This window comes from Brevibacterium sp. BRM-1 (assembly GCF_026802075.1).
Taxonomy (GTDB): Bacteria; Actinomycetota; Actinomycetes; order Actinomycetales; family Brevibacteriaceae; genus Brevibacterium; species Brevibacterium rongguiense.
The window spans coordinates 551,254-568,351 of record NZ_CP113788.1; the positions used below are offsets into that span (position 1 = coordinate 551,254).

Below are 17,098 nucleotides of genomic sequence, written 5' to 3' on the forward strand. Positions count from 1 at the left end.
CGGTCATGCGGCCCCCCGCATCCGCCGCCGCCCGCCCGCGTCCCGTCCTCCAGGCCGGCCCGTGGGCAGCAGCGCCGAGCACCTACGATGGGGTGGCGCCCCGGCGCTGCCCGCACTGCCCGATTCGTCGAAGAGGTCCCCGGTGAACCAGCCATCCGCCCAGTCCCACACGCCCGCCGCGATGCGCGGGGTCCGGGACTGGCCCGAGCTGCTCGTGGGGCTCATGGCCGGCCGCGACATGGATGCGGCGACCGCCGCCTGGTCGATGGACGAGATCATGTCCGGCGACGTCCCGGACGTGACGATGGCCGCGTTCCTCGTCGCCCACCACGGCAAGGGGGAGACGGTCGAGGAGATCACCGGGCTCGTCGCCTCCATGATGTCCCACGCCGTCGCGCTGCCGGGACTGGAGGACGCGGTCGACATCGTCGGCACGGGCGGCGACCGCGCGAAGACGGTGAACATCTCGTCGACCGCCTCGTTCGTCATCGCCGGCGCCGGCCAGCGCCTCGTCAAACACGGCAACCGGGCGACCTCGTCCGCCTCGGGATCCGCCGATGTGCTCGAGCGGCTGGGGCTCGTCCTCGACCTCACCCCCGAGCAGACCGGGCGGGCCGCCCGCGAAGTGGGGATGGCCTTCTGCTTCGCCAACGTCTACCACCCGTCGATGCGCTTCATCGCCCCCGTGCGCAAGCAGATCGCCGTGCCCTCCGCCTTCAACATCCTGGGCCCGCTGACCAACCCCGCGCGCACGCGGGCCACCGCGATCGGCGTGGCCGACCCCAAGATGGCCCCGCTCGTGGCCGGCGTGCTGGCCGCGCGCGGGGACAGCGCCGTCGTCTTCCGCTCCCGCGACGGGCTCGACGAGCTGAGCACCACCGCGGTCAACGACGTCTGGGAGGTGCGCGACGGGGGCGTCGCGCACACGGAGTTCGACGCCCGCGAGGTGGGCCTGCCCCGCGCTGCCAAGGACGAGCTGCGCGGAGGCGACCCGGCGTTCAACGCCGACGTCATGCGCTCGGTGCTCGGGGGCACTCAGTCGCCCGTGCGCGATGTCGTGCTGCTGAATGCCGCGGCGGCTCTTGTCGCCGCCGACCCTTCCGCGCAGGGCCCCTTCGAGCAGCGGGTCGCGGGGGCGCTCGAGCGCGCTCGTGAGGCGCTCGACACAGGCCGCGCCGCCGCCAAGCTCGACGAGCTCATCACGGTGTCGCGGGAGCTGCGCTCCGCGGACCGCCCACGGCGCTGAGCGCCTGCTCGGCACCGCGTGCCGGGGATCTGAGCGGGTCCGAGGCGCGCACGAGCCTCGTTGCCCCATCGAACAGCCACGCCGCGATGAGGGACTGCTCCTCGGCGAGCGTGCCAGCGGGGCTGTCGACGTGCTCGGCGGTCAGGGCGAGGGCGGCAAGTGTGCGGTACGGGCTGGTGCCCGCGGGGCTGACGGCGCACCCTGCGAGCCGGCCGTAGCGGATGAGCGCGAGGTCCCAGCCGCCGTCGCCGCGCGGGGCGGCCGCCGCGACCTCGGCGGCGCTGCGCAGGCAGCGGGTGCGATCGCCGCGGGCCATGGCCGAGAGCGCCCCGGTCAGCCCGTCGCGCAGCTCCGCGGCGCGCTCGAAGCGCTGCGCTGCGGCAAGCTCGCCCACGCGGGCGCGGAAGCGCTCGACGAGCTGCCCCGGATCGCCGGCGAAGAAGCTGCGGATGCCCGCGATGCCCTCTGCGTAGGCACTCGGCTCGTGCTCCCCGGCGCAGGGTCCGGCGCAGCGGCCCAGCCCCGCCGCGGCGCACGGAGCGAACGACGCCGATCCGGGCCGCTGCGTGCACCGCTTGACCGGGAAGAGCGCCTCGAGGAGGTCCTTGGCCGCGCGCGCACCGCGGTGGCTGCGGAAGGGGCCCGCCGCCTCGGCCGCGGGCCGGGAGTGCACGATCGACAGCCGGGGGAAGGGCCCGGAGGTCAGCACGACCCACGCCGCCCGCTCCGGGTTCTTCGACCGGCGGTTGTACGGGGGAGCGAGCTCGCCGATGAGCCGCACCTCGCGCACCTGGGCCTCGAGGGCGGTCTCGCAGACGACCGTGGAGACCGACTGCGCGGCCGTGACCATCTCCGCCATCCGCCCCCGCGTCTCACCGGCGTTGAAGTAGCTGCGCACCCGCGTGCGCATGTCCCGGCTCTGGCCCACGTAGAGGACCCGCCGGGCACCGTCGAGGAACATGTAGACACCGGGGCCGTGGGGCACGTCGCGGCCCAGGTGCGCCTTGGAGTTGCGCCGCTTCCAGCCGGCGGGCTTGAGCGCGCGCAGCTCCTCGAGCGTCGTGACCCCCGCGGAGCCGAACCGGTCGAACAGGAGGTGCAGGATCTCCGAGGTGGCCCGCGCGTCGGCGAGTGCGCGGTGGTTCGGCTCGATCCGGGTCCCGAAGAACGCCGCCAGCGTCGCGAGCTTGTGATTGCGCACCTCACCGCGCGGCACGGCCTGGCGGGCGAGCCTGACCGTGTCGAGCACGACCGGGTTGGGCCACGGGTAGTCGAGCCGGGCGCAGGCGCTGCGGAGGAAGCCGATGTCGAAGCCCGCATTGTGGGCCACGAGGACGGAGCCGTGGGCGAACTCGAGGAAGGCCGGCAGCACCGCCGACAGCCGCGGGGCATCGACGACCATGGAGTTGCTGATCCCCGTCAGGCGCTCGACGAACGGCGAGATGACAGAGCCCTCCGGCCGTACCAGCGTGGAGAATTCGCCGAGGACCTCACCGCCGCGGGTGCGCACGGCGCCGATCTCCGTGATGTCGTTCTCGCCGTTCGAGGTGCCCGTGGTCTCGAGGTCGACGACGACGAACGAGACCTCGGACAGGTCGGTGCCCACATCGTCGATGCTCAGCTGGCCGCTGCGCGGGTCGTCGGGGCGCTCGAAGCGCAGGGCCGTGTGTTCTCGCATCGCCCCATCGTCACATGCGCCGCGGACACGGCCCCCGCGGCCGCGCACCGAGGGCGGAGCGCCGACGGTCCGGAGGCGCTGTGCGGTCCCCGTGTCCGTGCCTGCCCGTAGCGTCAGCACCGTCCACCCGGGCCGCTGCGGCGGTGCCGGACGCACCGCGGCGCAGGCCGCACCGGCCGCCCGGCCGGCCACCGACGGAGGAGCGCACCATGATCATCGAATGCACCCACCCCGACCACGCCGTCGACCCCGCCACAGGGCGGACGGCCTGCCCGGACCCCGACTGCCTCGTGGCCGCGGCCGACGGCGGATTCGATCCGATGGACCGCCTGCCCGCGGCCCGCCCGGAGTGGATCCTCGCCTCGCCGGACCGGCTCGATGCGCGCGAGGTCGAGGCGCTTGCCGTGCTCGGCGATGCGGGCCTCGTCCCGCAGGTCGTCGGGCTCGAGGCCGGCCCCGCCGGCGCTGAGCCCATCGGGTTCACTCCCGCCCGCCGGCTGCGCCGCGCGGGCTGAGACTCACACGGCCGCCCCGTCGTCCCCGTCGCGGCGGCGCTCGCTCGGCAGCGAGCGGAAGAGCTGGACGCCCCCGCCGAGCATCACGACGACGAGCAGGAGGGTGAGCCAGCCGGGCATCGGGCGGAAGAACAGGGCGCCCACGAGCAGGCCCGCGATCGCGCCCAGCACTGCGATGAGGGAGAGCACGAGCGCGCGAGGGGCGGTGCGCCAGCCCACCGGCGGGGGGTCGGGGCGCTCCCAGTCGTCACCGGCGGCAAGCTCATCGGCGACCAGGTCCGCGGGCACCTCGGAGTTCACCGCCGCCGGGGAATCGTAGCCCGCGAGCACCTCGGCCCACTGCGCCTCGGAGACGCGGTCGGCATCGCCCAGGGCCTCCCAGTCGGGGCTGCGGGCATCGTCATCGCCCGGCTCTCCCGGGTCGGGAGTGCCCGCGCTCACGCTGGTGCTCCCCCGCCGGGCTGTGGCCCGACGTGCGCGGCGATCGCATCGGCGATGAGGGGCGTGTCGTAGTCGAGCGTGGCGACGTGCCGGCTGCGGCGCAGCGCGATGATGCGCGGCGGGGCGGGCAGCCGTCGGCGCAGGGTGCGCGCGGAGCGCGGGCCCACCACCGCATCGGCGCCGGAGAGGCAGAGGGTGACGGGGTTGCGGACCTCCCACAGCCGCGCGCGCACCCCGGGCAGCGCGCGGTGGAACCGGGCGATCGCCCGCAGCGGGGTACGCGGGTACGCGCGCTCCGTCACGCCGGGGCGGGCGATGTCGTCGCCGATCGCGGGAACGCTGCGCACGACGCGACCCAGCACCGGCAGGACGGGGGCCAGCGGCGAATCGATGTAGAGGGCCGGGTTGACGAGCACGAGCGCCGCGACGCCGGGGCGGCGCTGGGCCAGGTCGAGGGCGAGGGCCCCGCCCATCGACAGGCCCACCACGACGACGCGCGCGCAGCGGCCGCTCAGATCGTCGAAGGCCGCGTCGACATCGGCCGTCCAGTCCTCCCAGCGCGCCCGCGAGAGCTCCTGCCAGCGGGTCCCGTGGCCGGCGAGCAGGGGGACCTCCGCAGCCGCGCCGGTGCGCTGCGCGACGTCCGCGGCCAGGGGGCGCAGGGAAGCCGGGGAGCCCGTGATGCCGTGGATGAGGAGGATGCCGCAGTCGGTGCCCTCACCTGCGATGCTCAGGGCGCGGACGGCATCGTCCGGCCCACTCTGCCCTGCCGTCATGGGCACAAGGATGCCATACGCGAGCCCGGCGGCGGGCCGCTTGCGCTCACGTATAGTTGGCGGAGATCTCCGCACGCGCAATCGAAGGGACCCGAGTGTTCTACTGGCTGCTCAAGCGCGTCTTCGTGGGTCCGCTGCTCCGGGTGCTCTTCCGCCCCTGGGTGCGCGGCATGGAGAACGTGCCGGCCGAGGGGCCCGCGATCCTCGCGGGCAACCACATGTCGTTCCTCGACTCGATCTTCCTGCCCCTCATGGCGCCCCGGCCCGTCGTCTTCCTGGCCAAGAAGGACTACTTCACCGGGCGCGGCCTGCGCGGCATCCTCATGCGCCGGTTCTTCCTCATGACGAACCAGCTGCCCATGGACCGCTCGGGCGGAACCGCCTCGGAGGCGTCCCTGAACTCGGGGCTCAAGGTGCTGCGCGAGGGCAAGCTCCTGGGGATCTACCCGGAGGGCACCCGCAGCCCCGACGGCAGGCTCTACCGCGGCCGCACCGGCGTGGCCCGCCTCGTGCTCGAATCGGGTGCACCGGTGATCCCGGTGGCGCTCATCGGCACGGACGAGGTGCAGCCGATGGGCCGCACGCTGCCGCGCATCCGCCGGGTCGGGATCGTCTTCGGCCAGCCCCTCGACTTCTCGAAGTACGAGGGCCTCGGGCACGACCGCTTCCTCATGCGCTCGATCACCGACGAGATCATGTACGAGATCCTGCGGATCTCCGGCCAGCAGTACGTGGACACCTACGCATCGTCGGTCAAGACGCGCCTGCTCACCCAGAAGAAGACGGGCGAGGCGGCCGACTGACGCCGCCCGGCCCTCCGGCCCCTCCGGGTAGTGCGGCGGCATGGGTCCGCCGGCCAGAGCCGGCGCGCGGCGCGGCTGAGCGGCCGGCCGGGGAGGCGGCTTCGGTGTTCGATTCCTGCGGTAACGGCGACACGCCGCAATCGTTACCGCCCGCCTCGGGCGCCCGCTCGGCCGGACCGCATAGGTTCGTGGCATACGCGAAAACCCCGGGCCCGCGTCCGTGCCGTGCGCTAGACTTGAGCTCCACAGCACGGTCGAACAGGGCCCCCTTCCCCCTGGGGTGTAAAGGAGGAGTCGGTGTGAACCGCTCACAGTCCGAAGAGGCGCGCTCCGCGTCGGTGCCCGTCGCCGCGCAGGGCCTGCTCTTCGACGATGACCTGCCCGAACTCGACGAGGAGGCCGGCTACCGCGGCCCGACCGTCTGCCGGGTCATCGGCATCACGTACCGCCAGCTCGACTACTGGGCGCGCACCGACCTCGTGGTCCCGTCGATCCGGACCGCCAGCGGCTCCGGCTCGCAGCGCCTCTACAGCTTCCGGGACATCCTCGTCCTCAAGATCGTCAAGCGCCTCCTCGACACCGGGGTGGCTCTCGCCCAGATCCGGATCGCAGTGGGCCATCTGCGCGAGCACGGTGTGGACGACCTCGCGCAGATCACGCTCATGAGCGACGGCGCCAGCGTCTTCGAATGCACGTCATCGGATGAGGTCATCGACCTCGTCCAGGGCGGTCAGGGCGTTTTCGGCATCGCCGTGGGCCGCGTGTGGCGCGAGGTCGAGGGCACGCTCTCCGAGCTGCCCAGCGAACGGCCCGAGCACGACGCCCAGCTCCCGCTCGACGAGCTGTCACTGCGCAGGGCGCAGAAGAAGTCGAGCTGAGCCCGCTGCCCTCGGGGGAGGGGGCAGCCGCAGATGTGCGCAGGGGGGCAGAGTCGCTGACTCTGCCCCTCTTTCGCGCGCCCTGTGTCGATCGCCGGCTCGGCTCCCGAGTACCGCCGGGCGTGGACGGCTGCTCGTCGGCGGAGCGGCAAGCAGCGACGCGGACGTCGCGGTGGCGGGATGGGCCCACACCCTTTTGGGCGCCTGAGCTTGACCGGCGGTCAGCGAGGGCCGGTGGTTAGCGAGGGCTGACGCCTGCGCTTGCCCGGTAGCCGGAGAGGGTTGGTGGTCACCGAGGACCGGCGCCTGCGCTTGCCCGGCGGTCAGCGAGGGCCGGCGGTCAGCGAGGACCGACGCCCGCGCTTACCCGGCAGCCGGCGAGGGCCGGCGGCAGCGGGGGAGGGCCGACAGCGAGCTCAGGAAGTACGGGCCAGTGCCCGAGGTGAGCGCGGGGGCGAGCACGGTCCACTTCTCTGGCCGGCTGTGAGCGCCTGATACGAGAGGAAGACCCCGGCAGGATGCGGGCTGCCGCACTCACAATCGAGCACCGGAGGCCTGCATGTCCCACGCTCACGCACCCCTGACACCAGGAGCGGCGAGATCGGGGCGTGCAGCTCAGTGGCGGGGCCGGCGGCGCTGGGGCGCCTCCGGCTCGGGGCGCTCGGCCAGGGAAAGGGCGCCGGCGCTCGAGCCGGTGGGGCGCTCGAGGCGCATGGAATCGACCCCGATGAGCTCGCCGTTCTCACGCGTCTGCGGAGTCTGGGGGGCCTCTGCGGTGTCACCGGACGCGCTGGGTGCGTCACTGGCGCCGGATGCGCCCGACGCGCCGCCGGCGCCTGACGGGCTTGACGCGCCCGACGCGCCGCTGGCGCCTGCTGTCGACGCACCGTGCTCTTCTGCGGTGCCGCCGGCGGGCGAACGGCCTGGGGCGGTGGCAGACGAACGGCCGGCATCGGCACGGCCCGTGGCCGCGCTGCTCGCGGCCACACCGTCCGAGCCGTACGAGCCGTGCGCGGCCGCATGATCCGCGCCGTTCGGGCCGGTGGCCTCCGGAGCCGTCTGTCCGCTGGCATCGCCCGCACGCGCGGCGTCGCCTGCGCCGGAGGCGTTGTGACCGCCCTCGGCGGCGTGCGAACCTGCTCCGTCGCCGGCGTTGCGGTCGGCGGCAGCGCCGGCCGTCGTGCGGCCGATCGCAGGCGCCGTGGAGGGTGCAGGGGGCGTGGTGTCGGCGGTCTGGCGCGCGGCGGTGCCCTCGACGCGCTCACCGGCCAGATCGCGGACGGCAGTGCCGGCCCCCGGGCGGCGGGCTTCCTGGCCGTCGGCCCCGGCGCGACCGGGCTCTGCGGCATCGGATGCTGTGCCCTGCGCGGGCGCCTCGGCGCCCGCGCCCGCCGGGGCGCGGCGGCCCTGGACGTTCTGGGAGCGCAGGGCCCGATCGAGGATCTTGTCGAACGCCGCGGCCATCTCCGCCGCCGGCTTGCCCGGCCAGGCGTGGATGGGGCGCGCCGAGCCCTGCGCCTGCTGGAGCACGGTGCGCTCGGGCAGCTGCGGGTTGATGACGAGGGGCCCGAACATCTCCTTGAGCTCGTCGATGCGGAAGCTGTGCTCGCGCGAATTGGGCCGGACGCGGTTGACGAGGATGCCCAGGGGCTGGAGGCTCGCGGCGCTGCGGCGGCGCAGCTCCGCGGTCGCGCGCAGCGCGCGGTCCGCGGCGGCCACGGAGAACAGACCGGGCTCGGTGACGACGAGCACGCGGTCGCTGGCGCTCCACGCGGCGCGGGTCAGCCCGTTGAGCGACGGCGGGCAGTCGATGAGCACGAGCCGGTAGTCCCCGGCGATGCGGCCCAGGGCCTCGCGCAGCCGGCGCAGGTAGCGCTCCGAGAGCGAGGGGCGGTCGAACTCCGCGGCCCGCGGGGAGCCCGGGATGACGTCGACGAGCCCCTTCTTGCCCTCCGACCAGCCGCTGGGCACGACGGCCTGCTCGAGCAGCCGGGACTTCGGCGCGGCGAGCACGTCGGCGATGTCCACGGGCGTCGTGACGGGGACGTCGAGGCCCGTCGAGGCATCGGCCTGCGGGTCGACGTCGACGACGAGCGTCGGGATCCCGCGACTGAACGCGGCCGACGCGAGGCCGAGGGTCATGGAGGTCTTGCCGACCCCGCCCTTGAGACTGGAGACACTGAGCACGAGCACAGTCCCACGGTAGCCCATTCAGCCCTCCCGGTCATCGCGCGACGCGGCGGGCGCTGAGCGCCGTGCGATCCGCGATCCCGTGGGGCCGGCGATGACCTCGACCCGGCTGCGGATGGTCTGGTGCAGCGCCCCCACATGGGAGATGATGCCGATGCGCCGGCCCCCGTCCTGCAGCTCCTCGAGCAGGCCGAGCACATCGGCCAGCGCATCCGGGTCGAGCGAGCCGAAGCCCTCGTCGATGAAGAGCGTGTCGAGCTCGAGGCCGCCCGCGGCCTCGGCGACGGCATCGGCGAGACCGAGCGCGAGCGCGAGGGCGACCATGAAGCTCTCGCCGCCCGAGAGCGTGCGCGGGTCGCGCGTCTCCTGGGTGAACGAGTCGAACACGAGCAGCCCCAGCCCGGCGCGCCGCTCGCGGCGGTGCCGCCCGGTGTCGTGGAGGAGCCGGTAGCGCCCGCCCGCCATCCGGGCCAGGCGCTCGGACGCGTTGTCTGCGACCTTGGCGAAGAGCCGCAGCAGGGCGAAGGCGCTCAGCGGCAGGCGCTCGGCATTGTCCGCCGAGGTGGCCTGGACGAGGCTCGCGAGCTCCACATCGCAGCGCAGCTCGCTCAGCTCCGCCTCCTGCGCAGCCGCCTCCGCCCGGAACCGCTCCCGCGCCTGCTCGGCGGTGCCCACCGCGTGGGCGGCCACCGCGCGCCGGCGCTCGGCGGCCTCGCGCCGGACGGTGGCCTCGCGCAGCGCGTCCTGGGCCGCGGTGCGCAGGCCTTCGAGCTCCGCGCTCGGCGCGGCATCGGCCGCGGCCCGCGGGTACCAGTCCTCGGCCTCGATGCCGGCCAGCTGGGCGGCGATCGCCTCGGATTCGCGCAGCCGGGCCTCGAGGGCGTCCTCGTCGGTGCGCAGGGCCGTGGCCAGGCCCTCCTCATCGGCGAAGGGCGAGGCCGCGAGGGCCGCTGCGAATGCGGCGGAGCGCTCGCGCTCCTCTTCGGCGCGGGCTGCGGCCGCGGCGGCCGCCCGCTCGGCGGCCGCCGCGGCGGATTCGAGTTCGCGAGCGGCGGCGGCGAGGCCGCGTGCCTGCTGCGCATCCTCGGGCGGCGTGAGGCCCGCCGCGTCCAGCTCGTCCAGGGCGGCGGCGAGGCCGGTGTCGGCCAGCGCCTCGAGGCGGCCGCGGGCGGTTGCGACGGCCCGCTGCGCCTGCGCGGCGCGCTCACCGGCCGTGCGGGCCGCGGCGGTGCCCTCCTCGAGTCGGGCCGCGGCGGCGGTGTCCGCGTCCAGCGCGGCTCGGTGCTCCGCCCGTAGCGCCTGTGTGCGCTCGCGCTCGGCGCGCAGCCGGGCGGCTTCGGCGTCGAGGTCGTCGATGGCGAACGCGGCACGGGCCGCGCGCGCGGCCGCCAGTGCGCTCCGCGCTTCGGCGAGGCGCGCCGCGGTCTCGCGCTCGCGCCGGGCGGCCGTGGCCTCGCGCTCTCGGGCCGCGTCCTCGTCCGCGCGGGTCACGCGGTCGTCGGCACTGGGCGCGGGGTGCGGGTGCTCGGCGGCTCCGCAGACGGGGCAGGGTGCGCCGGTCTCGAGCCGTTCGGCGAGCTCGGCCGCGATGCCGTCGAGGCGCAGGGCGCGGATGCGCCGGTACTCCTCCTCCGCCGTCCGGGCGGCCCGTGCGGCCTCGGCCGCCTCGGCTTCGGCTCGGGCTGCGCGCGCCGCGCTGTCCTCGACGTCCGAGTCTGCACCGCGCGCCGCACCCAGGCGCCGCCCGGCGTCCTCGACGGCCGTCTCGGCCGTGGCGGGATCGGCCGCAGCGGCGCTCCGCTGGGCGGCCTGCGCGCGCCGTGCGCCCAGTGTCTCGAGCTCCTCTTCGGCGGCGCGCTGCGCTGCCGCGGCGTGCTCCTCGCGCTCGAGCGCTGCGGTCAGCGCACCGGTGAGGTCCTCGCGGGCGCCGAGGAGCTCGGCGGCGGTGCTCGCCGCGGCCAGCACCGTGCGCGCCTGGGTGAGCCGTGCCGCGGCTGCGGAGCCGGCCTCCAGCGTCTCGGCCGGATCGCGGTGCTCGGCTGGATCGTCATGCTGGACTGGATCGCGGTGCGCGGCCGGATCGCGGTGCGCGGTCGAAACCGCGGGGGCATCCGCGGCCGAGGGCACAGCGGGCGGTGTCGCAGCGGACGAGGGGGGAGGACCCTCTGCGGTAGGGGCAGGATCGGCGGCCGCGCGAGCGCCGGCGTCCGTGCGCGATCCGGCGGTCGGCGGTGGAGCCCACTCGGGCCGCCCAGCGGTGAGGCCCCGCAGCTCGGCGCGGCCGGCGGCGGTCGTGAGTGCTGCCTGCGCCTCGGCCGACCGCTGTGCGGCCTCAGCCGCCGCGCGGCGGGCGCGGGTCGCTTCCTGGCGGGCGGGCTCGGCGGCCCGGGCGGCGCGCAGCCGGTCGAGCACGCCGCGTGCCTCGGCGTCCCCGGTGCGCCGCTCGTCGGCGGCGGCGCGCAGCCGGCCCGCCCGGTCGACCCGCTCGCGCAGGCGCAGCCGCTCGGCGATGGCCTCGGCCCCGGCCCGGGCCGCGTCCTCGTCCGCCGCGGCGAGTCGCGCGCTGGCCTGGGCCGTCTCATCGTCTTCGCGGGCGACGGTGAGCGCGACGCTGAGCGCGGCGTCGACGGCTGCGGCGCTCGGATTCTCGGGCGCCCGCTCGCCCATGTCCGGCGGAACCGGGCCGGCGGCGGCCGCGAGCTCCGCGGCCTGGGCGATGAGGCGCAGGCGCTCCTGGGAGACGTTGTCGATCCGGCCGCGCGCGCGGGTGGCGGCGGCTCCGAGCTCCCGGGCCGCGGTGGCGAAGCGCTCCGTGCCGAAGAGCCGCTCGAGAATGGGCTCGCGCTCCTGCGGGTCGGCACGCAGGAAGGCCGCGAAATCGCCCTGCGGGAGCATGATGATCTTCGTGAACTGCTCGGCGCTCAGCCCCACGGCGTCGTAGACGATGTCGGAGACCTCGGCCATGGTGCGCGCGCGCCCCGCCCACTGCTCGTCTTCGCAGACCCACAGCTGCGCCGAGGCGCGCTGGAGCGTGGTCCCGCCGCCGCGCTTGGCGGGCCGCTCGTAGGCGGGGGAGCGCTCCACCCGGTACCGGCGGCCGCGGGCGGAGAACTCGACCGTGACCGCGGTGCGCGCCGCGGGGTCCGCGAACTGGGAGCGCAGGGCCTGCGCGTCGTTGCGGGCACCCGGCACACGGCCGTAGAGGCCGAAGCAGATCGCGTCGAGCAGAGTGGTCTTGCCCGCCCCGGTCGGCCCGGCGATGAGGAAGACGCCGTCCGCGCTGAGGGCGTCGAGGTCGAGTGCGACTCGGTCGGGGAACGGCCCGAAGGCCTCGAGCTCGAGGGCGTGGATCCTCATGCGTCCTCCCTCAGCGCCGCGTCCAGGGCGGCGGCGAAGCGGCGCTGCTCCCCGGGGCTGGGGGAGCGCTGGGCCACGGTGCGCACGAAGTCGTCGAAGACCTCGGCGTCGGTGGGCACCGCCGCGGCCCCGGGCGCGGGCTCGACCGGGGCCTGCGGGGCGGCCAGCCGCACCCAGTCGAACCGGACGAGCCGGGGAAAGGCGGCCCGCAGGCGCGCCAGCGCACCGGGGACCCGGGCCTCGTCCGTGAGCTCGGCGGAGACGAGCGCGTCCGCGCACTCATCGGCCTGGGCGATCACCTCCGCGAGCGTGCCGCGCACGGTCGCGACGGACTCGAAGGGGGGCAGCGGCAGGGCCGATTCCCGCACGCGCCGGTCCCGCTGTCCGGGCGCTTCTGCGACGTCGAGGAGGACGTACTCCTTGCCCGTCTGCGCCTCGCCGAACGACAGGGGCACGGGCGAGCCCGCGTAGCGCACGCCCGGGGCGACCGACTGCGGCCGGTGCAGGTGGCCGAGGGCTGCGTAGTCGGTGCCCGCGAACACGCTCGCCGCGGCCGCGCCGACCCCGCCGATCTCGATGGGCCGCTCCGATTCGCTGGCCACCGCGCCCGCCACGAACGCGTGCGCGGCCACCAGCAGGGCCGCGTCGGGGTGGTGCCGGGCGCGGTGCTCCCGGATCCGGTCCATGGCGGCCGCGAGCACCGCGGTGTGCGTGCGCGCCGTGCCGAAGCGCTCGCAGACGAGCCCGGGCTCCAGGTAGGGGATCCCGTAGGCGGCGATCGCGCCGTCTGCCAGCACCACTGGCCGCTCGATGTCGCTCAGGCGGGTGCGCAGGTGCAGCCCGGCGGCGTCCAGCTGGCGGCGCCCGACGCCCAGGCGCATGAAGGAGTCGTGGTTGCCGCTCGTGACGATGAGCTGGGCGCCCGCGGCGAGCAGGCGCGTGACAGTGGCGTCGTAGAGCTCCATGGCGTCGTGGCCGGGGACCGCGCGGTCGTAGACATCGCCCGCGACGATGACGGCGCCGATGCCCTCGCGCTCGACGGTGGCGACAAGGTGATCGGCGAACCGGCGCTGGGCCGGCAGGAGGTCCGCGCCGTAGAACGACCGGCCCAGATGCCAGTCCGAGGTGTGGAGGATCCGCATCCCGCCAGCGTAGTGGGCGGCACGGACGCGGGCCCGCGCTCAGGCCCCGGCGCCCCCGGGCGGACCGGCGGGGGCCCCTGGGTAGAGTAGGCCCCGACAACGGACCCGCAGCGCCCGCCACCCTGGGGCGCCGGAGTGAAATGAGCAACGCAGATGTTCTCGAAAGTCCTCGTGGCCAACCGCGGCGAGATCGCCGTGCGGGCCTTCCGCGCAGCCTATGAGCTGGGCGCCGCGACCGTCGCCGTGTTCCCCTATGAAGACCGCAACTCCGAGCACCGGCTCAAGGCCGACGAGGCCTACCTCATCGGCGAGGAGGGCCACCCGGTGCGCGCCTACCTCAGCGTCGACGAGATGATCCGGGTGGCGCGCGAGTCCGGGGCCGATGCGATCTACCCCGGCTACGGCTTCCTGTCCGAGAACCCGGAGCTCGCCCGCGCCTGCGCGGCCAACGGCATCACCTTCATCGGCCCCGCCGCCGATGTCCTGCAGATGGCCGGCAACAAGGTCGACGCGCTCGACGCCGCCCGCCGCGCGGACATCCCCACGCTGGCCTCGACCCGGCCCTCGGCGGACATCGACGCGCTGCTCGCCGAGGCCGAGGACATGGAGTACCCGCTGTTCGTCAAGGCCGTCGCCGGCGGCGGCGGCCGCGGCATGCGCCGCGTCGGCGGCCGCGATGAGCTCGTCGACGCGCTCAAGGCGGCGATGCGCGAGGCCGAGGGCGCGTTCGGCGACCCCACCGTCTTCGTCGAGCAGGCCGTCCAGCGGCCCCGCCACATCGAGGTGCAGATCCTCGCGGACAACGACTCGAACGCGATCCACCTCTTCGAGCGCGACTGCTCGATCCAGCGCCGCCACCAGAAGGTCGTCGAGATCGCCCCGGCGCCCAACCTCGACCCCGCCATCGCCGAGGCCCTGCGCGCCGATGCCCTGAAGTTCGCCCGGGCGCTGGGCTACCAGAATGCCGGGACGGTGGAGTTCCTCCTCGAGACGGACGGCCCGCGGGCCGGCAAGCACGCGTTCATCGAGATGAACCCGCGCATCCAGGTCGAGCACACCGTGACTGAAGAGATCACCGACGTCGACCTCGTCCAGTCGCAGATGCGCATCGCGGCCGGTGAGTCGCTCGCGGACCTGGGCCTGAGCCAGGACTCCGTGGCGATCAAGGGCGCCGCGCTGCAGTGCCGCATCACCACGGAGGATCCGGCCAACTCGTTCCGCCCGGACACGGGGCAGATCACCGCGTACCGCTCCGCGGGCGGCGCGGGCGTGCGCCTGGACGGCGGCACGGTCTACGCCGGTGCCGAGGTCAGCGCCCACTTCGACTCCATGCTCGTCAAGTGCACGTGCCGCGGGCGCGACTTCGCCCAGGCCGTCAGCCGCGCCCGCCGCGCCCTGGCGGAGTTCCGCATCCGGGGCGTGTCGACGAACATCGGCTTCCTGCGCGCCGTCCTCGACGATCCCGCCTTCGCCGCGGGCGACCTGGCCACGAACTTCATCGAGGAGCGGCCCGAGCTGCTCGAGGCCCGCGTGGGCGCCGACCGCGGCTCCAAGCTGCTCGACTACCTCGCCGACGTCACCGTCAACCGGCCCAACGGCGACTCGCCCGTGGATCTCCACCCGTCCGCGAAGCTGCCGGAGCTCGATGCGGATGCCCCGCTGCAGGCCGGCAGCCGCCAGCACCTGCTCGACGCGGGCCCCGAGCGCTGGGCCGAGGCGCTGCGAGCCGAGACCGCCCTGCGGGTGACGGACACGACCTTCCGCGACGCCCACCAGTCGCTGCTCGCCACGCGCGTGCGCAGCCGGGACCTGCTCGCCGTGGCCCCGGCCGTGGCCCGCCTGACGCCCCAGCTGCTCAGCGTGGAGTGCTGGGGCGGGGCCACCTACGACGTCGCGCTGCGCTTCCTCGCCGAGGATCCGTGGGACCGGCTGGGCAAGCTGCGCGAGGCGATGCCCAACCTCAACCTGCAGATGCTGCTGCGCGGGCGCAACACCGTGGGCTACACCCCGTACCCGGAGAAGGTCGCGCACGCGTTCGTTGCCGAGGCGGCGGCCACGGGCGTCGACATCTTCCGCATCTTCGACGCGCTCAACGACGTCGAGCAGATGCGCCCGGCCATCGAGGCGGTGCGCGAGACGAACAGCGCGGTCGCCGAGGTCGCGCTGTGCTACACCTCCGACCTCCTCGACCCGCGCGAGGAGACGTACACGCTCGACTACTACCTGGCGCTGGCGGAGAGGATCGTCAAGGCCGGCGCCCACGTGCTGGCGATCAAGGACATGGCCGGGCTGCTGCGCCCGGCCGCGGCCGGGCGGCTGGTGTCCGCGCTGCGGGAGAACTTCGACCTGCCGGTCCACGTGCACACCCACGACACCGCCGGCGGTCAGCTCGCCACCCTCCTCGCCGCCTCGCAGGCCGGCGCCGATGCCGTGGACGCGGCGAGCGCCGCGATGGCCGGGACGACGAGCCAGCCCGCCCTGTCCGCGCTCGTCGCCGCGCTCGAGCACACCGAGCGCGACACGGGGCTCTCACTGGCCGCCGTCGAGGACCTCGAGCCGTACTGGGAGGCGGTCCGCAAGGTCTACCGGCCCTTCGAGTCCGGCCTGCCGGGGCCCACGGGCCGCGTCTACCGCCACGAGATCCCCGGCGGCCAGCTGTCGAACCTGCGCCAGCAGGCGGTCGCGCTGGGGCTGGGGGAGAAGTTCGAGGAGATCGAGGCGATGTACGAGGCCGCGGATCGGATCCTCGGCCACCTCGTCAAGGTCACCCCGTCCTCGAAGGTCGTGGGCGACCTCGCCCTGCACCTCGTGGCCGTGGGCGCCGACCCCGCGGAGTTCGAGGCCAATCCGCAGAGCTTCGACATCCCGGACTCCGTCATCGGCTTCCTCTCCGGCGACCTGGGCGATCCGCCCGCAGGCTGGCCGGAGCCCTTCCGCTCGAAGGCGCTCGAGGGCCGCACCCACCGCGCCCCGGCCGAGGACCTCAGCGATGCGGACTCCGCGCTCCTCGATGAGCCCGGCCGCTCCCGCCAGGAGACCCTCAACCGCCTGCTGTTCCCGGCTCCCACGAAGGAGTACGCGCAGATGCGGGAGAACTACGGCGACCTCTCGGTGCTCGAGACGACGGACTTCCTCTACGGCCTCCAGGACGGCACCGAGCACGTGGTGACGATCGACCGCGGCAAGTCGCTGCTCGTGGGAGTCCAGGCGATCTCCGAGCCGGACGAGCGCGGCATGCGCACCGTCATGTGCACGCTCAACGGCCAGCTGCGCCCGCTGAGCGTGCGCGACCGCTCCGTCTCCGTCGACGTCGCGACCGCCGAGCGGGCCGATCCGAACAACCCCGGCCACGTCGCCAGCCCGTTCGCCGGCGTGGTGACCCTGCAGGTCGCCGAGGGCGATGCCGTCAAGGCCGGCCAGACGGTGGCGACGATCGAGGCGATGAAGATGGAGGCCTCCATCACGAGCCACATCGACGGGACGGTCTCCCGCGCGGCGATCGGCAGCGTCCAGCAGCTCGAGGGCGGGGACCTGGTCGTGGTCATCGATGGCTGAGCGCGAGATACGCCTCTTCGGCGATCCCGTGCTCCGCGAGGCCTGTGCGCCGCTCACCGCCTTCGATGCGGCCACCGCCCAACTGGCCGCCGACCTCATCGAGACCGCCCTGCCGGAGGGCAGGGCCGCCGTCGCCGCCCCGCAGATCGGGGTGGCGCTGCGCGCCTTCGGCTACGACCTCGACGGCCGGCGCGGCGCGGTGTTCAACCCCGTGGTCGTCGAGACGGGGGGCGAGCGCGTCGACATCGACGAGGGCTGCCTGTCCGTGCCGGGCCTGTGGTTCCCGACCCCGCGCTGGTCGTACGCGCGGGTGACCGGCCTCGACGAGTTCGGCGAGCCCGTCGAGCTCGAGGGCGAGGCGGTCTTCGCCCAGATGCTCCAGCACGAGACGGACCACCTCGACGGCACCGTCTACGTGCAGACACTGCCGGGCCAGCGGCGGCGCGAGGCCATGCGCCAGATCCGCCAGTCCAGCTGGTTCTGACCACCCCACCCACTCCCGCGGGCGGCGCCAGAG

Annotated in this window: 12 protein-coding genes; 6 read left to right on the forward strand and 6 right to left on the reverse strand. The window is 74.8% G+C overall.

Features of this window, described 5'->3' with window-relative positions; all coding sequences use genetic code 11:
- The first annotated feature begins 181 nt into the window (after nt 1-181).
- On the forward strand, nt 182-1,246 hold the full coding sequence (gene trpD / locus BRM1_RS02410) for an anthranilate phosphoribosyltransferase (RefSeq protein WP_160953673.1): 1,065 nt from the start codon (nt 182-184) through the stop codon (nt 1,244-1,246).
- On the opposite strand, the gene BRM1_RS02415 is transcribed toward trpD, so the two are convergent.
- Entirely contained in the window at nt 1,200-2,924 is a 1,725-nt protein-coding gene (locus BRM1_RS02415; RefSeq protein WP_160953665.1) for a DEDD exonuclease domain-containing protein, read from the reverse strand. The genes trpD and BRM1_RS02415 overlap by 47 nt on opposite strands.
- 209 nt (nt 2,925-3,133) lie before the next feature.
- On the opposite strand from BRM1_RS02415, the gene BRM1_RS02420 reads away from it, so the two are divergent.
- The gene (locus tag BRM1_RS02420; RefSeq protein ID WP_268527824.1) at nt 3,134-3,439 is read left to right on the forward strand and encodes a hypothetical protein; all 306 of its coding nucleotides are present in this window, start codon (nt 3,134-3,136) and stop codon (nt 3,437-3,439) included.
- A 3-nt stretch (nt 3,440-3,442) separates the two neighbouring features.
- Here BRM1_RS02420 and BRM1_RS02425 read toward each other — a convergent pair whose 3' ends face one another.
- The gene (locus tag BRM1_RS02425) at nt 3,443-3,880 is read right to left on the reverse strand and encodes a hypothetical protein (protein WP_160953667.1); all 438 of its coding nucleotides are present in this window, start codon (nt 3,878-3,880) and stop codon (nt 3,443-3,445) included.
- Complete coding sequence (locus BRM1_RS02430) at nt 3,877-4,656, reverse strand: alpha/beta hydrolase (RefSeq protein ID WP_160953668.1); 780 nt, start codon at nt 4,654-4,656, stop codon at nt 3,877-3,879. The genes BRM1_RS02425 and BRM1_RS02430 overlap by 4 nt, the downstream gene beginning before the upstream one ends.
- A 95-nt stretch (nt 4,657-4,751) precedes the next feature.
- On the opposite strand from BRM1_RS02430, the gene BRM1_RS02435 reads away from it, so the two are divergent.
- Nucleotides 4,752-5,459, forward strand: a complete 708-nt coding sequence (locus tag BRM1_RS02435) for a lysophospholipid acyltransferase family protein (protein WP_160953669.1) — start codon at nt 4,752-4,754, stop codon at nt 5,457-5,459.
- A 299-nt stretch (nt 5,460-5,758) separates the two neighbouring features.
- Nucleotides 5,759-6,337, forward strand: a complete 579-nt coding sequence (locus BRM1_RS02440; protein ID WP_160953670.1) for a MerR family transcriptional regulator — start codon at nt 5,759-5,761, stop codon at nt 6,335-6,337.
- 615 nt (nt 6,338-6,952) lie between these two features.
- On the opposite strand, the gene BRM1_RS13950 is transcribed toward BRM1_RS02440, so the two are convergent.
- The 3 genes from BRM1_RS13950 to BRM1_RS02455 are packed head-to-tail and all read right to left on the reverse strand — an operon-like array spanning nt 6,953 to nt 13,026.
- On the reverse strand, nt 6,953-8,530 hold the full coding sequence (locus tag BRM1_RS13950; RefSeq protein WP_326957771.1) for an AAA family ATPase: 1,578 nt from the start codon (nt 8,528-8,530) through the stop codon (nt 6,953-6,955).
- Between the two features lie 18 nt (nt 8,531-8,548).
- Entirely contained in the window at nt 8,549-11,884 is a 3,336-nt protein-coding gene (locus tag BRM1_RS02450) for an AAA family ATPase (protein ID WP_268527828.1), read from the reverse strand.
- Nucleotides 11,881-13,026, reverse strand: coding sequence for an exonuclease SbcCD subunit D (locus BRM1_RS02455; RefSeq protein ID WP_268527836.1), 1,146 nt, complete (start codon nt 13,024-13,026; stop codon nt 11,881-11,883). The genes BRM1_RS02450 and BRM1_RS02455 overlap by 4 nt, the downstream gene beginning before the upstream one ends.
- 153 nt (nt 13,027-13,179) lie before the next feature.
- Between BRM1_RS02455 and BRM1_RS02460 the strand changes: the two genes are divergently transcribed.
- Together BRM1_RS02460 and BRM1_RS02465 are read left to right on the forward strand one after the other, a co-directional pair.
- Entirely contained in the window at nt 13,180-16,581 is a 3,402-nt protein-coding gene (locus tag BRM1_RS02460; protein ID WP_268527839.1) for a pyruvate carboxylase, read from the forward strand.
- Nucleotides 16,574-17,065: a peptide deformylase gene (locus BRM1_RS02465; RefSeq protein ID WP_268527842.1), complete on the forward strand. Its 492-nt coding sequence runs from the start codon at nt 16,574-16,576 to the stop codon at nt 17,063-17,065. The genes BRM1_RS02460 and BRM1_RS02465 overlap by 8 nt, the downstream gene beginning before the upstream one ends.
- The last annotated feature ends 33 nt before the right edge of the window (nt 17,066-17,098 follow it).

What these genes read in the sequence shown, in the direction of transcription:
- trpD (WP_160953673.1), top strand. Translation starts at nt 182, where the DNA reads ATGCGCGGGGTCCGGGACTGGCCCGAGCTGCTCGTGGGGCTCATGGCC.
- BRM1_RS02415 (WP_160953665.1), bottom strand. Translation starts at nt 2,924, where the DNA reads ATGCGAGAACACACGGCCCTGCGCTTCGAGCGCCCCGACGACCCGCGC.
- BRM1_RS02420 (WP_268527824.1), top strand. Translation starts at nt 3,134, where the DNA reads ATGATCATCGAATGCACCCACCCCGACCACGCCGTCGACCCCGCCACA.
- BRM1_RS02430 (WP_160953668.1), bottom strand. Translation starts at nt 4,656, where the DNA reads ATGACGGCAGGGCAGAGTGGGCCGGACGATGCCGTCCGCGCCCTGAGC.
- BRM1_RS02450 (WP_268527828.1), bottom strand. Translation starts at nt 11,884, where the DNA reads ATGAGGATCCACGCCCTCGAGCTCGAGGCCTTCGGGCCGTTCCCCGAC.
- BRM1_RS02455 (WP_268527836.1), bottom strand. Translation starts at nt 13,026, where the DNA reads ATGCGGATCCTCCACACCTCGGACTGGCATCTGGGCCGGTCGTTCTAC.
- BRM1_RS02460 (WP_268527839.1), top strand. Translation starts at nt 13,180, where the DNA reads ATGTTCTCGAAAGTCCTCGTGGCCAACCGCGGCGAGATCGCCGTGCGG.
- BRM1_RS02465 (WP_268527842.1), top strand. Translation starts at nt 16,574, where the DNA reads ATGGCTGAGCGCGAGATACGCCTCTTCGGCGATCCCGTGCTCCGCGAG.